General features: G+C 52.2%; 18 protein-coding genes and 2 pseudogenes. 11 read left to right on the top strand and 9 right to left on the bottom strand.

Annotated elements, in window-relative coordinates; genetic code table 11:
• Positions 1 to 3: 3 nt before the first annotated feature.
• Both A0V43_RS14885 and A0V43_RS14890 read right to left on the bottom strand, forming a co-directional pair.
• Positions 4 to 498 carry a PTS sugar transporter subunit IIA gene (locus A0V43_RS14885; protein WP_063193481.1) on the bottom strand — a complete coding sequence of 165 codons (495 nt, stop codon included), beginning with the start codon at positions 496 to 498 and terminating at the stop codon, positions 4 to 6.
• A gap of 90 nt (positions 499 to 588) precedes the next feature.
• Positions 589 to 1650, bottom strand: coding sequence for a tartrate dehydrogenase (locus A0V43_RS14890; RefSeq protein WP_063193482.1), 1062 nt, complete (start codon positions 1648 to 1650; stop codon positions 589 to 591).
• 146 nt (positions 1651 to 1796) lie between these two features.
• On the opposite strand from A0V43_RS14890, the gene A0V43_RS14895 reads away from it, so the two are divergent.
• From A0V43_RS14895 to A0V43_RS14915, 5 genes are all read left to right on the top strand, one after another.
• Positions 1797 to 3032, top strand: a complete 1236-nt coding sequence (locus tag A0V43_RS14895; protein WP_063193483.1) for a PucR family transcriptional regulator — start codon at positions 1797 to 1799, stop codon at positions 3030 to 3032.
• A 117-nt stretch (positions 3033 to 3149) separates the two neighbouring features.
• Complete coding sequence (gene ald / locus A0V43_RS14900) at positions 3150 to 4283, top strand: alanine dehydrogenase (protein ID WP_063193484.1); 1134 nt, start codon at positions 3150 to 3152, stop codon at positions 4281 to 4283.
• Between the two features lie 207 nt (positions 4284 to 4490).
• Positions 4491 to 5090, top strand: a complete 600-nt coding sequence (locus tag A0V43_RS14905) for a Uma2 family endonuclease (protein WP_128578047.1) — start codon at positions 4491 to 4493, stop codon at positions 5088 to 5090.
• A 45-nt stretch (positions 5091 to 5135) separates the two neighbouring features.
• On the top strand, positions 5136 to 5951 hold the full coding sequence (pdxK, locus tag A0V43_RS14910) for a pyridoxine/pyridoxal/pyridoxamine kinase (RefSeq protein ID WP_033004948.1): 816 nt from the start codon (positions 5136 to 5138) through the stop codon (positions 5949 to 5951).
• Between the two features lie 152 nt (positions 5952 to 6103).
• The gene (locus A0V43_RS14915; RefSeq protein WP_063193485.1) at positions 6104 to 6964 is read left to right on the top strand and encodes a carbon-nitrogen hydrolase family protein; all 861 of its coding nucleotides are present in this window, start codon (positions 6104 to 6106) and stop codon (positions 6962 to 6964) included.
• 54 nt (positions 6965 to 7018) lie between these two features.
• Here A0V43_RS14915 and putP read toward each other — a convergent pair whose 3' ends face one another.
• On the bottom strand, positions 7019 to 8476 hold the full coding sequence (gene putP / locus A0V43_RS14920; protein ID WP_063193486.1) for a sodium/proline symporter PutP: 1458 nt from the start codon (positions 8474 to 8476) through the stop codon (positions 7019 to 7021).
• 406 nt (positions 8477 to 8882) lie between these two features.
• Between putP and A0V43_RS14925 the strand changes: the two genes are divergently transcribed.
• The 3 genes from A0V43_RS14925 to A0V43_RS14935 all read left to right on the top strand — a co-directional run bounded on the left by A0V43_RS14925 (position 8883) and on the right by A0V43_RS14935 (position 11145).
• On the top strand, positions 8883 to 9701 hold the full coding sequence (locus tag A0V43_RS14925) for a basic amino acid ABC transporter substrate-binding protein (RefSeq protein WP_063193487.1): 819 nt from the start codon (positions 8883 to 8885) through the stop codon (positions 9699 to 9701).
• Between the two features lie 68 nt (positions 9702 to 9769).
• Positions 9770 to 10426 carry an amino acid ABC transporter permease gene (locus tag A0V43_RS14930; RefSeq protein WP_063193488.1) on the top strand — a complete coding sequence of 219 codons (657 nt, stop codon included), beginning with the start codon at positions 9770 to 9772 and terminating at the stop codon, positions 10424 to 10426.
• Positions 10423 to 11145 (top strand): amino acid ABC transporter ATP-binding protein, encoded by a 723-nt coding sequence (locus A0V43_RS14935; protein WP_063193489.1) that lies wholly within the window; start codon positions 10423 to 10425, stop codon positions 11143 to 11145. The genes A0V43_RS14930 and A0V43_RS14935 overlap by 4 nt, the downstream gene beginning before the upstream one ends.
• Before the next feature lie 188 nt (positions 11146 to 11333).
• On the opposite strand, the gene qoxD is transcribed toward A0V43_RS14935, so the two are convergent.
• The 5 genes from qoxD to A0V43_RS14960 form a co-directional block, all read right to left on the bottom strand.
• The gene (gene qoxD / locus A0V43_RS14940; protein WP_013146682.1) at positions 11334 to 11633 is read right to left on the bottom strand and encodes a cytochrome aa3 quinol oxidase subunit IV; all 300 of its coding nucleotides are present in this window, start codon (positions 11631 to 11633) and stop codon (positions 11334 to 11336) included.
• A 2-nt stretch (positions 11634 to 11635) separates the two neighbouring features.
• Positions 11636 to 12250 (bottom strand): cytochrome aa3 quinol oxidase subunit III, encoded by a 615-nt coding sequence (gene qoxC, locus A0V43_RS14945; protein ID WP_063193490.1) that lies wholly within the window; start codon positions 12248 to 12250, stop codon positions 11636 to 11638.
• A 3-nt stretch (positions 12251 to 12253) separates the two neighbouring features.
• Positions 12254 to 14200, bottom strand: coding sequence for a cytochrome aa3 quinol oxidase subunit I (gene qoxB, locus A0V43_RS14950; protein ID WP_063193491.1), 1947 nt, complete (start codon positions 14198 to 14200; stop codon positions 12254 to 12256).
• A 17-nt stretch (positions 14201 to 14217) separates the two neighbouring features.
• Complete coding sequence (gene qoxA / locus A0V43_RS14955) at positions 14218 to 15123, bottom strand: cytochrome aa3 quinol oxidase subunit II (protein WP_013146685.1); 906 nt, start codon at positions 15121 to 15123, stop codon at positions 14218 to 14220.
• 251 nt (positions 15124 to 15374) lie between these two features.
• Entirely contained in the window at positions 15375 to 16118 is a 744-nt protein-coding gene (locus A0V43_RS14960; RefSeq protein ID WP_063193492.1) for a TrmH family RNA methyltransferase, read from the bottom strand.
• A gap of 218 nt (positions 16119 to 16336) precedes the next feature.
• Here A0V43_RS14960 and A0V43_RS14965 point away from each other — a divergent pair.
• Positions 16337 to 16798: pseudogene (locus A0V43_RS14965) on the top strand (amino acid permease); the annotation flags it as partial.
• A 140-nt stretch (positions 16799 to 16938) separates the two neighbouring features.
• On the opposite strand, the gene A0V43_RS14970 reads toward A0V43_RS14965, so the two are convergent.
• Positions 16939 to 18318, bottom strand: coding sequence for an ATP-binding protein (locus A0V43_RS14970; protein WP_063193494.1), 1380 nt, complete (start codon positions 18316 to 18318; stop codon positions 16939 to 16941).
• 182 nt (positions 18319 to 18500) lie between these two features.
• On the opposite strand from A0V43_RS14970, the pseudogene A0V43_RS14975 reads away from it, so the two are divergent.
• Together A0V43_RS14975 and manA are read left to right on the top strand one after the other, a co-directional pair.
• Positions 18501 to 20026 (top strand): annotated as a pseudogene (locus A0V43_RS14975) (FAD-dependent oxidoreductase).
• A gap of 190 nt (positions 20027 to 20216) precedes the next feature.
• The gene (gene manA, locus A0V43_RS14980; RefSeq protein WP_063193495.1) at positions 20217 to 21179 is read left to right on the top strand and encodes a mannose-6-phosphate isomerase, class I; all 963 of its coding nucleotides are present in this window, start codon (positions 20217 to 20219) and stop codon (positions 21177 to 21179) included.
• Positions 21180 to 21266 lie beyond the last annotated feature (87 nt).

Consider the following 21266-nt stretch of genomic DNA (forward strand, 5'->3'; position numbering starts at 1 on the left):
CCCTTATTTCATTTTGACATGAAATAAGACCGTCTCGCCTTTTTTGGCTGATGCCTCGGCCTCTCTCTCGAGGCTTTCGAGGGCGTCGCCGTTCGTGATGATGATCGGCGTCACCGCGCTTTTCGCTTTCTCGCGCACAAGCGGCAAGTCGACAGAAAGAAGCCGATCGCCCCGCTTCACCCGATCGCCGGCCTTCACATAGGCGGTAAACCCTTCCCCGTTCATCGACACGGTGTCGATGCCGACATGGATGAGCAGCTCCACACCCGCTTCCGAACGCAAGCCGATGGCATGTTTCGTCGGAAAGAGCTGGATGATTTCACCATCGACCGGAGCGACGACATCCCCATCCGCCGGATCGATGGCGATGCCATCGCCCATCATTTTTTGCGCAAACACCGGATCCGGCACGTCTTCAAGCGGCACAATCGTTCCGTCAAGCGGCGCGGTGATCGTCTCTTCCTTCGGCTGTTGCTTGCCAAACCATTTTTTGAACAACGGGCGTCATCCTTTCTATTCGGTTTGTCTGACATTCAGTATACCGAAACGGAAGGACAGTGCCAACCGCGCCGACCCAATCGGTCTTCATCAGCCGCGTTTGCGCAGCCGCCGGCAAATTTCTTCCGTCACTTCCTTTGTCGTCGCCGTGCCGCCGAGATCCGGCGTTTTGATGCCGTCAGCGGTGACATCCTCGATCGTTTGCAACAAAAGGGCGCCGAGCTCTTCCTCTCCGAAATGATCGAGCATCAGTTTCGCCGTCCAAATTTGCCCGATCGGGTTGGCGATGCCTTGGCCGTAAATATCAGGCGCCGAGCCGTGCACCGGCTCAAACATGGACGGGTACTTGCCGTTGACGTTGATGTTCGCCGCCGGGGCAATGCCGATGCTGCCCATAATGGCGCCGCCAAGGTCCGTCAAAATGTCGCCGAACAAGTTGCTCGCGACAACGACGTCAAACGTATGCGGCCTTGTCACGAAAAAGGCGGCCAATGCATCAATATGGTACGACGCGGTCGCGACATCCGGGTAGTCGCGCTTGACGTCGGCGAACACTTCGTCCCAAAACGGCATCGTATGGAAAATGCCGTTCGATTTCGTCGCGCTCGTTACATGTCCTTTCCGCTTCCGCGCCAGCTCGAACGCATAACGCATCGCCCGCTCCACCCCTTTGCGGGTAAAGACAGCGTTTTGAATGGCGATTTCATCCTCACCGCGATGAATGCGCCCGCCGACTTCGCTATATTCCCCTTCGCTGTTTTCGCGGACGACGATGAAATCAAACTCGCGCGGTTCGGCAAGCGGCGACGACAATCCGCGGAAATATTTCGCCGGGCGGATGTTGATCACCTGTTCAAATTCGCGGCGGATTTTCAGAAGCAGCCCCCATAACGAAATATGGTCAGGGACAAGCTTCGGATTGCCGACCGCTCCAAGGAAAATGGCGTCAAAGTTCCGCAACGTCTCCAGCCCATCATCTGGCATCATTTTTCCATGCTCCATATAATAGTCGCAACTCCATGGAAATTCAGTGAAAGAAAAGGAAATCCCTCCATGGACATCCGCAACCGTTTTTAACACATCCAACGCCGCGGGCACAACTTCCTTGCCGATGCCGTCGCCAGGAATGACGGCGATTTCCCATTTTTTCACAACAGTCTCCTCCTTGATGAATCATTTCCTTTCCCTAATTCGACAGAAAGCGCACCGAACCCTCTCCGTTATAGAATACACAATGGCAACCCTTATTTGTGGTAAAATCAAACTACAATCCTATGGACGATGCGGGGGAAACAAATATGTCTCACTATACCGACCCGTTCCGCGGCGAATTTGACAGCCTTGAAGAGTTTGCCGACCGCGTCAGCGACGTGCTGAAATGCCCGGTGACGATCGAAGATGCGAACCATCGGCTCATCGCCTACAGCGCCCATGACGATTACACCGATCCGGCGCGGACGGCGACGATCATCAGCCGGCGCGTCCCGGAAAAAGTGATCAACAGCTTATGGAAACAAGGCGCCATCCCGGCGCTGCTCAAAAGCCGCGAGCCGGTGCGCGTGCCGCCGATTCATGATGTCGGCCTCGGCAGCCGCGTCGCTGTGTCGATCTGGAAAAACGATGAGGTGATCGGCTTCATCTGGGTGCTCGAAACAAACCGGACGCTGTCGCCTGAGGAGATGGAATGGCTGAAGCTGGCGGCGAAAGCGGCGAAAAACAAAGTGCTGCAGCTGTATATGCGCAAAAACAAAAAAGAAGAGCGGGTGCAAGAGCTGTTTTGGAAGCTGCTCACCGGCCACATCGCTCGTGAAGACGACATCCGCGCTCATCTCGCCGCGATGCAAATCCCGACCGCACCGCAGTTTGCCGTTGTCGTCTTCCGCTTTGCCGCTGATTTGACCGCCGAAATGGAGCGGCAAATTTCTTATCTCTTGCAGACGACTCAGCAAATCCCGATTCTTCTTTATACGACCGACGGCCGCGATGTGATTTTGCTTGGGGCGCCCAAAACTGACCAGCCGCTGAAAGAGCTGAGTGCATTCATCGAATCGTTCGCCGCCAAAATGAAAGAACGATTTCACATCCACGATGTGCAGTGCGGATTTGGCGGCGTGTACGGCGTCTATCGCCTCATTGAAAAAAGCTACCGCGAAGCGCTCGCCGTCCTGGCGCTGAAAGAAAAGCTCGGCGATGAAATCAAGTCGGTTTACGGCTATGCCCAGCTTGGCATTTACCAATTTTTTGATTTTTTGCTTGAACAAAAGCGGCAAGGAGAATGGACCAACCCAGCGTTAACGAAGCTGCAATCGTACGACCAGAAACACCACAGCGACTTGGTGAAAACGTTTGAAACGTTTTTTGACCATAACGAAAATGTGCAAGAAACCGCCGACGTCCTCAACGTTCACCCGAACACGCTTGCTTATCGGCTCAAGCGGATTGCCGACATTGCCGAGCTTGATCTCCATGACATGAATCAAAAAATCAAATTATACATTGATATTAAATTAGCGAAATACGAAGCGCGCGGTTGAATTTGTGGAAATCCACAAAAACCGGGCGCTTCTTTCTCTTTTTTGAACAATGCCCGGCCCGTTCCGTCTCTTTTATACTATAAGTAAGGCCACTTCTGACGAGGAGGAACGATATCCATGATTATTGGAGTGCCAAAGGAAATCAAAAATAACGAAAACCGTGTCGCCATTACGCCGGCTGGCGTTTTGTCATTCGTTCAGGCTGGACATACGGTTCTGATTGAGAAAGAGGCAGGGGTTGGGAGCGGTTTCAGCGACAGCGATTACGCCCGTGCCGGAGCACAAATCATCGAGCGGGCGGAAGATGTTTGGGCGCAAGCCGATATGGTGATGAAAGTGAAAGAGCCGCTGCCAAGCGAATACGGCTATTTCCGCCCAGGTCTCATTTTGTTCACCTATTTGCATTTGGCCGCCGACCCAGAGTTGACGCGCGCGTTAAAAGAAAGCGGCGTTATCGCCATCGCCTATGAGACGGTGCAAGTCGGCCGCACGCTGCCGCTGTTGACACCGATGAGCGAAGTCGCCGGACGGATGGCCGCGCAAATTGGAGCGCAATTTTTAGAAAAACCGTACGGCGGCAAAGGCATTTTGCTTGGCGGCGTCCCTGGCGTCGCCCGCGGCAAAGTGACGATCATTGGCGGTGGGGTCGTCGGCACGAATGCGGCAAAAGTCGCGGTCGGCCTCGGGGCAGATGTCACGATCATCGACTTGAACGCGGATCGCCTGCGCGAGCTTGACGACATTTTCGGCAACCAAATTACGACGCTCATGTCCAACCCAATGAACATCGCCGAAGCGGTTGCTGAGGCCGACCTTGTCATCGGCGCCGTCCTCATCCCGGGAGCGCGGGCGCCGAAGCTCGTCACCGAGGACATGGTGAAAGCGATGAAACCGGGTTCGGTCATCGTCGATGTCGCCATCGACCAAGGGGGCATCGTCGAAACAAGCGACCACGTCACGACACATGACGACCCGACGTACGTCAAACACGGCGTCGTCCATTATGCGGTCGCCAACATGCCTGGAGCCGTTCCGCGCACCTCGACGATCGCCTTGACGAACGTCACGATCCCATACGCCTTGCAAATCGCCAACAAAGGCGTCATGCAAGCCATTACAGACAACCCGGCGCTTGAGCTTGGCGTCAACGTCGCCAACGGCGAAATCACGTACGAAGCGGTCGCCCGCGACCTCAGTTACCGCTACGTCCCGGCCCGCGAAGCGCTCGGGAAAACGTTGGCCGCCAACTAACCGTGATGGGCACGGCCGGCAACACGCGCTGCCGGCCGCCTGTTCATCATTGTCCATTCCCATGATCGCCCGCTCATAGCGGGCGGCTTTTTTTATCGTCCTAAACCGACAAGGCCGCCATTTCTACAAGTGAGCGTAGGCGGCGGGAGTATGTCACCCGTTGCGTTATGCCAAATCATTTTCGTTCGGCAAAGCAGGCCGTGTATAATGAAAATAGAAAGCTGGAAAGAAGGTGATTTCGTGAACGTTCCGGGAAAACAGGCGGTATCGCTTGAAGAATTTTATCGCATGCGGGAAACAACTGAACGTATTTTAGAATACATTGATGGCTCCGTGTTCATGTCTCCCTCCCCTTCGACCCAGCACCAACGCCTATCGGGACGGCTGCACGTCCAACTGTTCCATTTTTTAGAAGGACAGTCGTGTGAAGTGTTTCACGCCCCTTTTGATATCGAACTAAAGAACGAACGAATCGAAGGCAAGAAAATCGTCGTTCCTGATTTAACCGTGATCTGCGATCGAAGCGGATTAACGGACAGCAAATTTGTCGGCGTCCCAACGTTGATCATTGAAATTTTAAGTCCTTCCAACCAGGCGTATGATCTCGTGTTCAAATTGAACTTGTATATGCAATACGGAGTCGGTGAATATTGGATCGTGAACCCGATGCACCGTGTTGTGCAAATCTACTCGCTCAATGACGATGGACAATATGAACAAGCCGGCGTCTGGAAAGAAACCGGCATGGCCTATTCGCGCGCGCTTGACGGTTTTTCTGTTGATGTAGAACAACTATTTCGTCCTTGAGGGCGGCTTCATGATATAATCTTGTAGAACAAAGGAGTGATGACGATGACGATGCCAAAAGCGTTAACGATCGCCGGGTCAGACAGCAGCGGCGGCGCCGGGCTGCAGGCGGACTTGAAAACGTTCCAAGAGCTTGGCGTATACGGAATGACGGCGATCACGACGATCGTCGCCATGGATCCGCACAACCGTTGGGCGCATCAAGTGTTTCCGGTGGACTTGGCGACGATCGAAGCTCAGCTTGAGACGATCATCGTCGGCGTTGGCGTCGACGCCTTCAAAACGGGGATGCTGCCGACGACGGATATCATTGAATTGGCAGCGCGCGCCATTGAAAAACATGGCTTGAAAAACGCCGTCATCGACCCGGTTATGGTGTGCAAAGGGGCGGATGAGCCGCTCCACCCGGAAAATACGGTGTGCTACCGGGAAACGCTCGTGCCAAAAGCAACGGTCGTGACGCCGAACTTGTTTGAGGCGGCGCAGCTAGCCGGCCTGCCGCGCATTGAAACGGTTGAAGACATGAAAGAGGCGGCTGGACGCATTCATGAGCTCGGAGCTCAATATGTGATCGTCAAAGGCGGACGGAAAATTCCGCACGACTATGCGGTTGACGTCCTTTATGACGGCCAAACGTTCGAACTGCTTGAATCGGAACGGATCGACACGACGTATACGCACGGCGCCGGCTGCACGTTCTCGGCCGCCATTGCCGCCGAACTGGCGAAAGGCCGGCCGGTGAAAGACGCCATTGCGACGGCCAAAGCGTTCATCACCGCCGCCATCCGCCACTCGTTCCCGCTCAACGAATACGTCGGCCCGACACATCACGGCGCGTACCGCCGCTACGGCGAACAATAGACAAGGCCTCGTCCTTGTCTTTTTCCGCAACTCCCCTCCTTGGAATTAGGAAGGGAGCGAGGCCTGCGCATACCGAAAAAGCAAATGCCTCCAAACGATTTGCATGGCGCTAAAATAGATGCCATATAGAAATAGAAAGGAAGGTGCCGCCATTGCGCGTCTCGGCTGTCCAATATCATCTTCATACCATCCGTTCGTTTGATGAATTTGCCGCGCAAGTGACGCATTACGTCAAAACGGCGCAAGAGTTTGACGCTGAGTTTGTGTTGTTCCCGGAATTTTTCACCACCCAGCTGCTCTCGATTCCGCTTGACGACGGACGGCAAGCGACGATTGATGACTTGCCGAATTATACCGAAAAATACACCGAGCTGTTTGTGTCGCTCGCTAAAGACACCGGCATGTATTTGATCGGCGGCACGCATGTCATCCGCCAAAACGGCAAGCTGTACAATGTCGCCCATTTGTTTGCGCCGGACGGGACGGTCCATCGCCAGGCGAAGCTGCATATCACCCCGACTGAGGTCAACGAGTGGAATATCGCTCCAGGCGACGGCGTGCATGTGTTTGAAACGGACAAAGCGACGATCGCCATTTTGACGTGCTATGACATCGAGTTTCCGGAAATCGTTCGCATGGCGCGCGCCAAAGGGGCGGAGGTCATCTTCTGTCCGTCGTGCACCGATGACCGGCACGGGTTTTACCGCGTACGGTATTGCTGCCACGCGCGGGCGGTCGAAAACGAAGTGTATGTCGTCACAACCGGCACGGTCGGCTCGCTTCCAACGGTCGACTTTATGCGCGCCAACTTCGGCCAGGCGGCCGTCATCACGCCAAACGACATCCCGTTCCCGCAAGGCGGCGTGCTTGCGGCCGGCGAGATCAACGACGACATGGTCATTACCGCTGACCTTGACTTGTCGCTCCTTCGCAAAGTGCGGGAAAAAGGATCGGTCGCGACATGGCGCGACCGGCGCATCGACTTGTACCCGGATTGGAATCAAGTGAAATAGTCCTAAACGACAAAAAGGGTGCCCCTGCGCAAGGGGACACCCTTTTGCCTATTTTTAGGACAGCAACTGCTTGAATCGATCAAATTGTTCAGCTACTTTCCCTTCTGGCTCCTTCGTCAGCAAGCTGACGATCACAATCGCTGCCAAGCTGGCGGCAAAACCGGGGATCATTTCATACAACAGCCCTTTTAAGTAGGCGGATTGCGTCCAAAGAATGACCGTCAATGCCCCAGCGACCATGCCGGCGAGCGCCCCCCATTTCGTCATCCGCCGCCAGCATAAGCTAAGCAAAATGACGGGGCCAAACGATGCGCCAAATCCAGCCCACGCATAGCCGACCAAGTTTAAAATCGTGTCGTTTTTCGTGTACGCCAGCGCCGTTGCGACAATGGCGACAAGGAGCACCGACAAACGCCCGACGAAGACAAGCTCCTTATCCGAAGCCGCGCGGCGGAACACGACTTTATACAAGTCTTCGGTCAGCGAGCTCGACGTGACGAGCAACTGTGACGAGATCGTGCTCATAATCGCCGCTAAAATCGCCGCCAGCAAAAACCCGGTAATAATCGGATGGAACAAAATGTGTCCGAGTTGAATAAACACCGTTTCCGGATCATCAAGTTTCATGCCGCGCTGCGAAAAGTAAGCGATTCCAAAAAGACCGGTCAACATCGCTCCGACAACCGAGAAAATCATCCAACCCATGCCGATGCGGCGGGCGCTTTTCATTTCTTTCACCGACTTAATGGCCATAAAGCGAACGATAATGTGCGGCTGGCCGAAATACCCAAGCCCCCAGGCGAATAATGAAATGATGCCAAGAAAACTTGTTCCTTTCCATATATTCAACAAGTTGGGATCGATGTCGCGAATCGTCTCCATCGTATCCACCGGCCCGCCTGTATGGAACAGCGTCACGACCGGCACTAAAATCAACGCGATGAACATAATCGTCCCTTGGACAAAGTCCGTCCAGCTGACGGCCAAAAAGCCGCCAAACAGCGTGTAAGCGACGACAACGCCGCCGACGATCCACAAGCCCGTATGGTAGCTGACACCAAACGAGTTTTCAAACAGAACGCCCCCCGAAACGAGGCCGGACGAGACATAAAACGTAAAAAAGACCATAATGACAATCCCAGATGCCATCCGCAACAATTTCGACGCATCGCCGAAACGGTTTTCCAAAAACTCCGGAATCGTAATCGAGTCGTTCGCTACTTCCGTATAGACGCGCAAGCGCGGCGCGACAAACAACCAGTTTGCATAAGCGCCAAGCGTCAAGCCGATGACGATCCAGGCGGCGCTCACCCCATCGACATACATCGCCCCCGGCAGCCCCATGAGCAGCCAGCCGCTCATGTCGGAAGCCCCGGCGCTGAGCGCCGTCACCGCCGGCCCGAGCGTCCGGCCGCCAAGCATATAATCGGACAAGTTGGCCGTCCGTTTATACGCCCAGTAGCCAATCCAAAGCATGCCGACTAAATACACAATGACGGAAAATAAAACCATATGGACTCTCCTTCCTCTACTGTCTTGTCACCACTTTCATCATAACGAAATTGATAGTATTTACACAATAGTATTTATTTTTCCATACCGCTATAATAAACAAATTGACAAAACCTTTGCCAACTCTACCCTCTTTCTGGTATAATATTCTGTAAATTAAAAATCAATCGTTTATGTCTTTTTATACATAAAAAATTATTTTATAAAAATGCACACTAAATGATATTAGCCATATGCCCTTCAGTTAATGTGGCGAAAAACATTGAAAAATGCGCCTTTTCCCCATTTATACGGCAGTACCAAAATGTTCAAACAATTATTTTTATAAAACCTATTGCATAATAACAAAAATATTGATAGTATGATAATCGTTCATCGACAATGATTTCAAAGGGGATTTTATAGGATGTTAAAAATGAAGAAAGGTTTGATCGTAGCGGTCGTTGCTGCGTTGTTTATGGCGCTCGCCGCTTGTGGCAAGTCGACAGAAACAAGCTCTCCGTCAGGCGCTGAAAAAGAAGGGAAGCAAAAAATCACCGTCGGGACGGACGCGGCGTTTGCGCCGTTTGAATATATGCAAAAAGGGAAAATTGTTGGGTTTGACGTCGATCTTTTGGATGCCGTCATGAAAGAAGCCGGCTTGGATTATGAACTGAAAAACATCGGCTGGGATCCGCTGTTCGCTTCGCTGCAAAGCAAAGAAATCGACATGGGCATTTCCGGCATTACGATTACGGACGAGCGGAAACAATCTTATGATTTCTCAGCTCCGTACTTTGAAGCAACACAAGTCATCTTAGTCAAACAAGGCAGCCCGGTGAAAAACGCTCTTGACTTAAAAGGGAAAACGATCGGCGTGCAAAATGCGACAACTGGTCAAGAAGCAGCAGAAAAGCTTTTTGGGAAAGGCCCTCATATTAAAAAATTCGAAACAACAGTCGTTGCCATTATGGAGCTTCTAAACGGCGGCGTTGATGCTGTTATCACGGACAATGCAGTGGCGAACGAATACGTGAAAAACAATCCCAATAAAAAACTGCAAGTCATTGAGGATCCAAAAAACTTCGCTTCAGAATATTATGGTATGATCTTCCCAAAAAACAGCGAATTGAAAGCAAAAGTGGACGAAGCATTAAAAAACGTCATCAACAGCGGCAAATACACTGAAATCTATAAAAAATGGTTTGGAAAAGAACCGAAGCTTGATCGATTAAAACAACAATAAGCGTGCGAACAAAGAAAATGCGTAACTACCCGCAAGTTACGCATTTTTCGTAGAGAAAGGTGAGAGCGATGGATTTTCGTTTTGATATTATTGTCGAATACGCCCCTTACTTTTTCCAAGGTTTGCTGGCAACAATCGGCGTTTCATTGGCCGGCATCATTTTCGGCCTCATTCTCGGTTTGTTCATCGGCCTTGGTAAAATGTCAACCAACCTCATCGTTCGGTTGCCATTTTCATGGTACATTAACTTTTTCCGCGGCACACCGCTTGTCGTGCAAATTTTGCTCGTCCATTTCGGCGTCATGCCGCTCTTTTTCGCCCAACCAAATGGCATCGTGTCTCTGGCTGTCTCCCTTTCACTCAATTCAGCTGCGTATGTGGCAGAAATTTTCCGCGCCGGCATCCAGTCGATCGACAAAGGGCAAATGGAAGCCGCCCGTTCGCTTGGCATGACGCACGCACAGGCCATGCGCTACATTATTTTGCCGCAGGCGCTGAAACGGATGATTCCGCCGTTTGCCAACGAATTTATCGTCTTGATCAAAGACTCGTCGCTTGGGATGGTCATCGCCGCCCCGGAAATCATGTATTGGGGCAAAGCGGCCGCTGGTGAGTATTACCGCGTCTGGGAGCCGTATTTAACGGTTGCGTTCATTTATTTAATCTTAACCCTTTCCTTAAGCAAATTGTCACATTATCTTGAAAGGAAGTATTCAACCCCATGATCGACGTACGCCAGTTGAAAAAATCGTTTGGATCGCTTGAAGTGCTGAAAGGGATCAATGTCCATATTCGCGAAGGGGAAGTGGTCGTTGTCATCGGGCCGTCCGGCTCGGGGAAATCGACGTTTTTGCGCTGCTTAAACTTGCTTGAAGATTTCGATGAAGGAGAAATTATCATTGACGGCATTAATTTAAAGGCGAAAGACACGAACTTAAACAAAGTGCGTGAAGAAGTGGGCATGGTGTTCCAGCGCTTTAACTTGTTTCCGCATATGACGGTGCTGAACAATATCACGCTGGCACCGATGAAAGTGCGGAAATGGCCGCGTGAAAAAGCGGAAGCGAAGGCGATGGAGCTGCTCGCCAAAGTCGGGCTGCAAGACAAAGCGCACGTCTACCCGGACTCCCTCTCCGGTGGGCAGGCGCAGCGCGTTGCCATCGCCCGGGCGCTCGCCATGGAACCGAAAATCATGCTGTTTGACGAGCCGACGTCAGCGCTTGACCCGGAAATGGTCGGGGAAGTGCTCTCGGTCATGAAGCAGCTGGCCAATGAAGGGATGACGATGGTCGTCGTCACCCACGAGATGGGCTTTGCCCGTGAAGTCGGCGACCGCGTCCTGTTTATGGACGGCGGCTACATTGTCGAGGAAGGGAAGCCGGAAGACTTGTTCGACCACCCGCAGCATGAGCGGACGAAAGCGTTTTTATCAAAAGTGCTGTAAAAAGTCGTCTTGCCTGTTCGAGGCAAGACGACTTTTTTAGGCACATATCATGCCCCCTATAATGCAACCATGTTGCCTCCCCATCTCTTCAATGTTCCGTCAACGGCTCCCCCATTTCAGGCATCTATGACAACCACAAAAGTCCTTCTGAACATAAAAAGCCGGCCGAATCCCCGGCCAGCCTCGCTTTACAACACAAACTGCATCACCCAAATCGAACCGGCGACAACGACAATGGCGATAAAGAAGCTGTACGCCATGTTGAATGTTTGAATGCGGCCGCTGTCGCTTTCGTTGACATGCATGAACATAAACAGCTGCAAGCTTGCTTGAATCACCGCAAACACAACAATGATGACAATGACCGCTTTGAGCGGCAGTCCGGATGAGAGCGCCACCCAAAGAGCGGCAAACGTCAAGACGAGCGACAACAAAAACCCAATGATATGTTTCCACGGAAATGATTCGTGATGGCCATTCGTGCCCATGGTTAGATCACCATCCCTAACAAATAGACGAGCGTGAAGATGAAAATCCAAACGACGTCCAAAAAGTGCCAGTATAAGCTGACAATAAACACTTTCCGCGCTGTTTTCGGCGTAAAGCCGCGCTGTAGGAGCTGGATGATGATCAAAATCATCCAGCCAATTCCTAAACTGACGTGGGCGCCGTGCGTGCCGACGAGCACGAAAAAGCTTGATAAAAATGCGCTCGTCTGCATCGTCGCTCCTTCATGGACGTAATGGATGAACTCGCGAATTTCAAACGTAATAAACCCGGCGCCGAGCAAAAGCGTCACCAGCAGCCAAGCGATGAGCCCGCTCATGCGGCCGCGGCGCATTTCAAAAATGGCCAACCCGCACGTAAAACTGCTCGTTAAAAGCAACAGCGTTTCAATCAGAACGTCTTGTACCTCAAACAGCTCCCCTGCCGTCGGCCCCGAGCCGGTCCGTTGGAACAAGACGAGATACGTCGCAAACAGCGTCGCAAACAGCGCGACTTCCGCCCCGAGGAAAATCCAAAAGCCCAATATGTTCAACCGACTCTCTTGCGTCCGATACTCCAACGGCAGCGTTTCATCATAGCGATGTGCAGCTTCTCCCATTCGTTACGCCCCCTTTCGCGCCGCCTGCTCCATTCGTTTAATCTCATCAACCGGAATATAGTAGCCATCATCGTCTTCAAATGAGCGGAGAATCAATCCAAGCACAATGAACAACGCGCCAACAATGGCCAACGCAAACCATTTGAACACGAGGCCGAACCCGGCGACGAAAAACGCCACCGACATCCAAAACGGGCGTCCTGAGTTGCTTGGCATATGGATCGGCTTCAAGTCTTCTTCTTTCACGTGGAAGCCGCCATATTTTTTCTTCATCACCCAATAGGCATCCACATCTTCGACAACCGGCGTCACCGGGAAGTTGTAATGCACCGGCGGCGACGCGGTCGCCCACTCGAGCGTCCGCCCGTTCCACGGGTCGCCGGTCATGTCGCGCTCGCCGTAGCGCGCGCTGTAATAAATGTTATAGCAAAGCACAATGAACCCGATGCCCATCAAAACCGCCCCAACCGTCGCGACGACGTTGAGCGGCGTCCAGCCGAGACCAGCCGAGTACGTGTACATGCGGCGCGTCATCCCCATCAACCCGAGGAAATACATCGGGAAGAAGCAGACGTTAAACCCGATCATAAACAGCCAAAACGTCCATTTGCCGAGCCGCTCGTTTAAAATATGGCCAAACATTTTCGGATACCAGTAATGCAAGCCAGCAAAGCAGGCGAACACCGTACCCGCGATCAACACGTAATGGAAGTGGGCGATGAGAAAATAGCTGTTATGGTATTGATAATCGGCCGCGGCCATTGCCAGCATCACACCTGTCACACCGCCAATGACAAAGTTCGGAATGAACGCCAGCGACCAAAGCATCGCCGTTGTAAAACGAATTTTCCCTTTTCGGATCGTAAACAGCCAGTTGAAAATTTTCACCCCGGTCGGGATCGCGATCGCCATCGTCGTGATCGAGAAGGCAGAGTTCACGGCCGGCCCCGCGCCCATCGTAAAGAAGTGGTGCACCCAAACGATAAAGCTCAGGAACGCAATGCCGACGATCGAACCGACCATGGCCTTATAACCAAACAAGCGTTTTTGGGCAAACGTGCTGACGACCTCCGAGAAAATGCCGAACGAAGGCAAAATGACGATATACACTTCCGGGTGACCCCAAATCCAGAACAAGTTCGCCCAGAGCATTGACATGCCGCCATTGGCCATCGTGAAAAATTGCGTGCCAAATACGCGGTCGAACGTCATTAATGCCAAGGCGACGGTCAATACCGGGAAGGCGAAAATAATAAGCACGCACGTAATGAGAATCGTCCACGTAAACATCGGCATGCGCATCAACGTCATGCCTGGCGCGCGCATTTTTAAAATCGTGACAAGGAAGTTGATCCCGGTCATCAATGTTCCGATCCCGGAAATTTGTAAAGCGACAGCGTAATAGTTGTTGCCGACGCCATGGCTGAATTCGTTGCCGGCAAGCGGGAAGTACGCCGTCCAACCGGCATCCGGCGATCCGCCGATGACGAACGAAATGTTAAACAGCAACGCACCGAAGAAAAAGAGCCAAAAGCTTAACGCATTCAAATATGGAAACGCGACGTCGCGCGCCCCGATTTGCAGCGGAACGACAATGTTCATCAAACCGATGATGAACGGCATCGCCATAAACAAGATCATAATCGTCCCGTGCGTCGTAAATATTTCATTGTAATGCTGCGCGTCAAGAAACTTCATGTTCGGCGCGGTCAGCTGCGCCCGCATCAAAAGCGCATCGACGCCGCCGCGGAAGAGCATCAAAACTGCGCAAATAATGTACATGACGCCAATCTTTTTATGATCCACCGTCGTGAGCCATTCGTTCCACAGCCATTTCCATTTTTTAAAATAGGTCAACATAAACACAATGCCGACCATCGTCAAGACGATGGCGACATCGGCGGCATAAATGAGCGGCTCACCCGTGACAAAAAACTCGCTCCATTTCATCTTTCGCTCCTCCTTTCCTACTCCCCATGATGATGACTGTTTGTCATCGCTTCATCGCTTTGATCGTCGTTTTTCATTGGCTTTCCATCTGCATGATGGCTGTTTTGTTTCGCATGGTCAATCCATTGTAAGTGGGTGTTCGAAAACGTCATTCGCCCAACAAGCCCCGGTTTTAAAATTTGTGTATATTTTTTCTCATCGAGCTTCGGGGCGGTTTGTTTCACTTCATTTACCCATTTGCGGAAATCCGTTCCCGTTTGTGCGACGACCTCAAACTCCATATGGGCGAACTTTTCCCCGGAAAAGTTGGCGCTCCGCCCCATGTAGGAACCGGGCTTATCGGCTTGCAAGATCAGCTCTGTCTCCATGCCGTCCATCGCATATTTTTGCCCACCTAATTCCGGCACCCAAAACGAGTTCATCGGTCCGACCGAAGTCAGCTTAAACTTGACCGGCACACCGGCCGGAATATGGACGTAGTTGACCGTTTCAATGTTTTCTTCCGGATAGCTGAAAATCCATTTCCAGTTCGCCGCCGTCACATGAATCGTGATCGGTTTCACTTTCTCGGTCGGCGGCTTTTCCAACGCAAACGTCGCCTTCACTGTTGGAACAGCGAGCGCAGCGACAATCAAAATCGGAATGGCCGTCCAGACGACTTCAAGCAACGTGTTCCCTTCCTCATCCGGCGGCTCATAGCCGGCATTTTCCGGCTTCTCGCGATAACGAATGAGAAAAACGGCAAATAACGTAAATACAACAACAATAATGAACAACATAAAGCCGACAGACCACATGATCAAATCATACTGCATGCGCGCCACCGGCCCTTGCGGATTGAGCACGGCCGTGCGCTCCACGCAGCCCCCAAGCAAAAACAAAAACGGCAAAACCAGCACCGCGCGCCATCTCGCCCGTTTCATCGCTATCGGTCCTCCCTCTTCCGCCCCAACCATTTCGGGGCCTTCCATGCATTTTCTTTTGTCTCTACCATATCAAAATTGAAAATGTTTGAAACGAATGAGCGAAAAAGTTCATAAATCAGCAAAACATTTGTCACAAACTGTTCAATCATTGTTCAACAAATCGCCACTTGTTTTCCTCGTTTAGGGAAATATTGATGAGAAAGGAGAGTTGCGGAAAAGCCCGCCATAAAACAAGACAGCTGAATTCTTTATGAAAAAGAACCCAGCTGTCCTTCGTTCGTTTGAATGGCATATCCTTGTTGCTGCAACTGTTTACGAATGCGTGGGTTTAACGTTTGCCACATCCATTGTTCATACAACGCCTTTTTCTCTCCAGGCAATAAATAGTAGTGTCGGCCGGCCTGGCGGCGCGCCCGCTCGGTGACATCATAGAGCGCTAACGCAGCGGCGACGGAAATGTTAAAGCTTTGCACAAAGCCGTACATCGGAATGACAAACGTTCCGTCCGCCAAGCTGAGCGCCTCTTCCGACACGCCGCTATGCTCGTTGCCAAACAACAGCGCTGTCGGTTGGGACAGATCGATGTCGGAAACCGGAATCGTCCCCTCACCAAGATAGCTTGCATACACTTGATACCCTTGACTTTTCAAATCGGCAATGGCCGTTTTGATATCTGGCTTATGGTGGAGCGTCAGCCACTGATCGGCATAGCGCGTCACAAGCCGGTTCGGCGAAAACGGCGCCTTTCCCGTCACGATATGAACGTCTTGAACGCCAAACGCTTCCGCCGTCCGCAGCACCGCCGCTTGGTTATGCGGGTCATCGACCGCTTCGATCAAGACGGTAATATAGCGGGTGCGCTCATTCAAAACCTCATACATCCGCCGAAGCCGCCTTGGCAAAATCATTTCCCAAACCGGACGCGTCGATTCGGTGATCAGCCCTTCTTGCCGCAGCTGTTCCAAAAATGATGTCGCTTCCCGTTCTTCCACAACGCATCCCCCTTTCCAAGCCTAGCGTATTCTGTGTTTCCCATTGTACAAAATGACAGGATGCCAAGGCAATTCATGTATTTTTAAATACTATTCAGATTATTAAATATATAATAACTTGAAAACATTGCTCATTTACAACCTCTTTATCTATCGGTTAGTATTATAATATAAGCGCTTCAAAAATACTTTTTCAAAAAATATTATTTATTATCAAGCTGTTTAACCTTGCTGAACAGCAAGAAGCGCCGAGCGCATTCGGCCGGCTGACAAAGCGCGGCATTCCGGGCGCGGCCTTGATCGCCACTGCGCTTGTCATGCTTGTCGGCGTATATTTGAACTACGTATCGGAAAAAGTGTTCCAATGGGTGACAAGCATCGCCACATTCGACGCCATTTGGACGTGGGCGGTCATTTTGCTGTCCCAGCTGAAATTCCGCAAACAGTTGAGCGCGGAACAAGCACAACGTCTCACGTTCAAACTTCCGCTTTATCCGTACAGCTCATACGTGTCGCTTGCCTTTTTGATCGGCGTTGCCGCCCTAATGGCGTATTTCCCGGATACGCGCATCGCTTTGATCATCGGCCCAGCCTGGCTGCTGCTTTTGACAGCCGTATACTTCGCCAAAGGAATGCATCGTCGCCAGCATGGCCAAGCCGAAGAAAAGCAAGCTGGATGACAAGTCCGATCAAAAGAGAGGGTGTCCCCATCCTTGCGGGACACCCTCTTTATAAAACAAAAAGCTGGAAATGTGCAATCGCAGACGCCATCCTTCCGATCGGTGTATTTCCGTTTGGATCATGACTCGCTTTCATCCTTTCATTCATCAACCGCTATGTAGGCTTGGCGCGGATGATTGGGCTGATCCGGGTATTTTAAGCGGATTTTCCCTTCCTCCAGCAGCTTTCCTAAATAATTGTTGCGCAATCCATCCGGCGTTCGTTCGAGCAGCTCAGCCAGCTCTTTCAGGCGCAGCGGCCGCTCGCGGCATAACCGAATGATCAATTGTTCCATGACCGCTGGAGCCAACCGTTTTTTTCGCCGTGCCAATTCTGCCATCTTCCATAGCCGTTCGTCGATCGTTTCCCCTTTTTCGTTGCTGTCATGCATACTGATGTCGTTGTTTACGGAGCTAAGCAAGCTATTTACGAACTCCAGCCCATTATTTATAGAGTTCAACGTTCTATTTACGGAGTCAGGCTCGTTTTTTATGGAGTTCGACCTGCTGTTTACGGAGTTTTTGTTTATATTTAAGGAGTTTTCTTCGTTATTAACGGAGTTGGTGTCTATACTTACTAAGCTTAGTTCGTTAGTTATGAAGCTCTCGGTTTCCTGTCCGCTGTCCGGATCCAGCCATTCGGGTTCCGGCTGTTCCAGCTGTCCAGCCGGTTCTGTTTCCATTGTTGCGCTAATTTCAGCTGGAAATTGCAGCGGACACAACACAACGATTGTACGATCTGGATTCGTTTGCTGCGAGATATCGACCGGACAGACAAGCGCCTGTTCCTGCATATCACACATTCGCTCAAGGCCCGATCCCGCGCGTTTGCATACGTCGATCAGCAAAAACATTTTAAAAATATTCGGGTTGCGCAAATTGCTTGTATGCCCCGCCATTGCCGCTTCAATCGGGATGCGAAACCGTCCCGGGTTGGCAAAGCGAAATGAACGATCCTCTTTTTCGACGGTGATGCCGCCTTCCTCCCCATAATCGGCATGAACGATGGCATTCGCAAGCGCCTCGCCAAGCAGAGCGCGCCCTTCATCCGCCCAAACGTGACGCTCCAGCTCAGCCAACACGCGAAAATAAAAATCGTAAATGTTGCCCGACCATGTGCCGTCTTGTGATGTGAACCGCTTCGTCCATCCTGCCGCTTCACCGTCAGCGTGCTCTCGATATTCCAAAAAGTATTGCGGCAGCACCTCGGTGATGATCCGCTCCTCACTGAACATCAACAATCCCGCGAGCGTCAGCCCTTCTTTGCTGCTGTCGCGCAGCTTGCCCCACGCGCCGATTTTGTATAAAAATTCTTTTGTCTCGAGCCCGTTCCATGGATGGCCCGGTTTCACCCGAGCAAACCGCTCGCGGTAATGGCTGACGGTCTCGAAATTGAGCTCACTTAAGCTGTAATGCTCTAAAATCAGGCTGTCTGCCAGCGCATGGGAGCGTTCATGAAACGAATTTGTATATTTATTCACTCCCGATCTTCCTTTGACGTTATTTTTGCAAAACAGTTTGATTCTCTTTTTCTATTGTACCATCTTTCCTTCTCCTTGCGGATAGTTGCCAAAAAAGAAAACGGTTGTGGATATGTGGAATAGTTCGCCCGATAAAAGGAAAACTACAGAAGACAACATTGACATGCAAGGAGGAGGTCATCATGTCGTCCCTTCCTTCCACCGTAGAGCCTTACTGGCGCGACTCCGTTTCGCTTCCGTCGTTTCCGAAACTCGATGCGGACATTTCCGTCGACGTCGCAGTCATCGGCGGCGGCATTTCCGGGATTACAACAGCGTATTTGCTGTCGGCGCAAGGGGCGCGCGTCGCCCTTCTGGAAGCCGACCGGCTCCTGAACGGCACGACCGGCCATACGACAGCGAAAATCACCGCCCAGCACGATCTCGTCTATGATGAATTTCTTAACCATTTCGGTGCAGAAAAGGCGCGGCTCTATTATGACGCCTGCATGGACGCACTCCAGTTTATCCGCCGCACGATCGAAGAACAACAAATCGACTGCGACTTTTGCGAGCAAGATGCCTATATTTATACGACGTCTTCCTCTTCTTTCCAAAAACTAGTGAAAGAATGGGAAGCGTACGAACGGCTCGGCATTGACGGCGCCTTCGTTGAGTCGATCCCGCTCCCGCTGCCGGTGGCGGCAGCGGTCGTGATGAAGAGGCAGGCGCAATTTCATCCGCTCAAATATTTGGCCAAGCTCGTCGATTCGATCACACAGGCTGGCAGCGCCATTTACGAACACACACCAGCGGCGGATATTGAACAAGGAAAAAGGATGACAGTCATTACGCGAGACAAAAAACGGGTTGAGTGCGACCATGTCGCCGTCTGTTCTCACTTTCCGTTTTACGACGGCGGGTTTTACTTTTCGCGCATGTACGCTGAACGGTCGTACGTATTGGGAGTGACGATCACGGAACCGTACCCGGGCGGCATGTATTTAAGCGCCGATGAACCGAAACGCTCGATCCGCTCCGCAGCGGCAGGCAGCGAGACGCTTATCCTGATTGGCGGCGAAAACCATAAAACCGGCCAAGGCGTGCCGACGATGCGTCATTACGAGGCGCTGTCCTCGTTCGCTTCGCAGCTGTTTACGGTGAACGACATCCGTTACCGTTGGTCCGCCCAAGATTTGACGACGCTGGACAACGTGCCGTACATCGGCCCGATGACGGCAGGGACGCCAAACATTTATGTCGCGACAGGGTACCGGAAGTGGGGATGACGAACGGGACGGTCGCCGGGATGCTTTTGTCTGACCTCATCCTCGACCGCGACAACCGATACCGCGACTTGTACTCCCCGTCGCGCTTTTACGCTGATCCAAGCATGAAGCAGTTTTTCACGACAAACCTTGACGTCGCCAAACATTTGCTGGTGGGAAAGATCGAACCGGTTGTCCGCCGGCCGCAAGATTTGGCGCATGGCGAAGGGGCGGTTGTCTCGGTCAACGGAAAGCGGGCTGGCGCCTATAAGGACGAAGCCGGGGGACTCCATGTCGTTGACACGACGTGCACTCATATGGGTTGCGAGCTGGAGTGGAACAGCGGCGACCGGACATGGGACTGCCCATGTCATGGCTCGCGCTTCTCGATCGATGGCGATGTGATCGAAGGACCGGCGAAACAGCCGCTCGCGCGCATTGAACTTGATGACGCGAAGTGAGGCGCTGACGCAGGACGGCGGCGCGTGCAGAACATCGTCGCAATCGGCATGTCGACCTTGAGTTCCAATGGGGTTGGGAGCGTATGTTCCTAACCCCCTTATCGTTTTCATTTGCCGATGGCGCATTTCGTGATAAGATGAAAATTAGAGTGGACTGCATGTTGTATGATGTTTTCGGGAGGGATGACGCATGGACCTTGAACCGATTTTTCTCACCCCTGTCTTCCAAGAACGGATTTGGGGCGGCACGAAGCTCGCCGAACGATTCGGCTACGACATTCCGTCTTCGCAAACCGGGGAATGCTGGGCGGTGTCCGCCCATCCGCACGGGCAGACGGTCGTCGCGCGCGGACCGTTTGCCGGGATGACGCTCGGACAATTATGGGAGGAACGCCGCGATTTGTTCGGCCACTTCCCGTCTGACCGCTTTCCGCTGTTGACCAAAATTTTAGACGCCAATGCCGACTTGTCAGTCCAAGTCCACCCGGACGATGAATACGCCAAAACGCATGAAGGCGGAGAACTCGGCAAAACGGAGTGTTGGTACATCATCGACTGCAAGCCGGGCGCTAAGCTCATTTACGGCCATTATGCGGAAACGAAAGAAGAGCTGCGCGCGATGATGGAGGCGGGGGAATGGGATCGTTTACTTCGGAAAGTGCCGATCCGCCCCGGCGACTTCTTCTATGTCCCGAGCGGCACGATCCACGCCCTTTGCGAAGGGACGCTCGTCCTTGAGACGCAGCAAAGCTCAGATACAACCTACCGCGTCTACGATTATGATCGCGTCGACAGCCAAGGGCGGAAGCGCGAGCTTCATCTCGAGAAAGCGATTGACGTCACGACCGTCCCGCATCGCGACATCGATGTCCACCCCCATGTCGCCGAATTTCCCGGCGCGACGGTGACGACCTTCGTGGAAGGAGACTACTTCGGCGTCCAAAAATGGGACGTCCATGACGCGTTCGCGTCAGAACAGACGAAACCGTTTCTCATCGTCAGCATCCTAAAAGGCGAAGGTGAGCTCGTCCGCGAAGGACAGACATACCCGCTTCGCCGGGGCGACCATTTCATTTTGCCGCATCAATTCGGCCGTTTCACCATTCGCGGCTCCCTCCAAGCGATCGCGTCGTGGCCACGGAAAGGCAAATAAACGCGGGTGTCCCAAAGGTTCGGGACACCCGTTCTCATTGCCATAAGCAGCAAAATGACCAAATTGTGTTCGATTTAAGGGGCGTCG

It is taken from the genome of Geobacillus sp. JS12, assembly GCF_001592395.1.
Taxonomy (GTDB): domain Bacteria; phylum Bacillota; class Bacilli; order Bacillales; family Anoxybacillaceae; genus Geobacillus; species Geobacillus zalihae.